Source organism: Nonomuraea sp. NPDC049649 (assembly GCF_040675175.1).
Classification (GTDB): Bacteria; Actinomycetota; Actinomycetes; order Streptosporangiales; family Streptosporangiaceae; genus Nonomuraea.
The window spans coordinates 1-1,506 of the sequence record NZ_JBFAOH010000105.1; the positions used below are offsets into that span (position 1 = coordinate 1).

Annotated in this window: 1 protein-coding gene; it reads left to right on the forward strand. The window is 67.4% G+C overall.

Annotation, left to right across the window (positions count from 1 at the left end):
* Positions 1-162 precede the first annotated feature (162 nt).
* Entirely contained in the window at positions 163-1,299 is a 1,137-nt protein-coding gene (locus tag AB0J42_RS37655; protein ID WP_364303379.1) for an IS701 family transposase, read from the forward strand.
* The last annotated feature ends 207 nt before the right edge of the window (positions 1,300-1,506 follow it).

A 1,506-nucleotide genomic window follows, 5' to 3' on the forward strand; every position in this document is an offset into this window, starting at 1 on the left:
TACTCCAGCCGCACTTCGAGATCTCGATCTGGTCGAGGCTGAGACGTGAGACGGCCACCGCAGTGATCATGTGGGTGTGTGGAATCCAGATGATCGGCGGTGGCCGTGGCAGCCACGGTAGCCGAAATCGACCCGCGTGTATGGGCCGATGCGTTCGATGACCTGTTCGCGCAGGTAGTGGCACCGTTCTTCGGCCGGCGTGAGCCGCGGATCAGAGCGCGTGGTTACCTGCTGGGCCTGCTGAGTTCGCTGGAACGCAAGAACGGCTGGTCCCTGGCAGAGTTCGCCGGAGACGCGACACCCGACGGGATGCAACGGCTGCTCAACCACGCCCGCTGGGACGTCGATGCGGTCCGGGACGCGCTGCGGGCCCAGGTCGCCGAGCGGCTCGGGTGTCTGGACGGGGTGCTGGTGGTCGACGACACCGGGTTCGAGAAGAAGGGCCGCCGCTCGGCCGGGGTGCAGCGCCAGTACACCGGCACGGCCGGAAAGATCACCAACTGTCAGGTCGGAGTGTTCGCCTCCTACCTGCACCCCGGCCGGCAACGGGTGCTGATCGACCGGGAGTTGTATCTGCCCGCTTCCTGGTTCACCGCACCCGAGCGGCGCACCGACGCCGGCATCCCGGAGCAGGTGGAGTTCGCGACCAAACCGGAGCTGGCCTGGCGGATGATCGAGCGGGCCGCCGACGATCCGCTGCTCACCTTCGCCTGGCTCACGGCGGATGAGGGCTACGGCGACAACCCCGTGTTGCGTGAGCGGTGCCGCAGCCGGGGTTTGAACTACGTGTTCGCCGTCTCCTGTGACCACCCGATCGTGCTGGCCGGCCGGAAGATGCGTGCCGATGAGGTCTTCGCCGCACTGGAGGAGCAGGCGTGGCAGCGTTACTCCTGCGGCCAGGGTGCCAAGGGCCACCGCTACTACGACTGGGCGTGGATCCCGCTCGGCCCGGCCGAGTGGCTGCTGGCCCGCCGCTCCACCAGTGATTCCGGCGAGCTGGCGTTCTACACCTGCTGGGCCACCGGCCCGGTCGCGCTGCCGGAGCTGGTGCGGGTGGCGGGATCGCGGTGGAGTGTGGAGGAATGCTTCCAGGCCACCAAGAACGAGGTCGGCCTGGACCATTACCAGGTCCGCAAGCACCTGGCCTGGTATCGGCACGTCACGTTGGCCATGGTCGCTCACGCTCATCTGGCTTTCCTCGCCGCCGGCCCACCCGGCGCAACGGGCGCTCAGCAGGGCGAGGCTTTCTCGGGCCTGGCCACACAGGGGGCCCTGCCGACAGGGACGATCACAGCTTGAGGGTGCGAACGGTGACGATTCCGGCGAGCTGATCCCGCTTACCGTCAACGAGATCCGGCGTCTGCATGCTCATCTTGCCCAGCCCCGGCACCCTGCCAGTCATCGAATCCGCTGGTCACAGTGGCGACGTCGGCATCAAGCCCGCGCCCGCCGCTGCCATTACCAGCGACAGCGACGAATCATCGATCACTAAATGCGGCTGGAGTA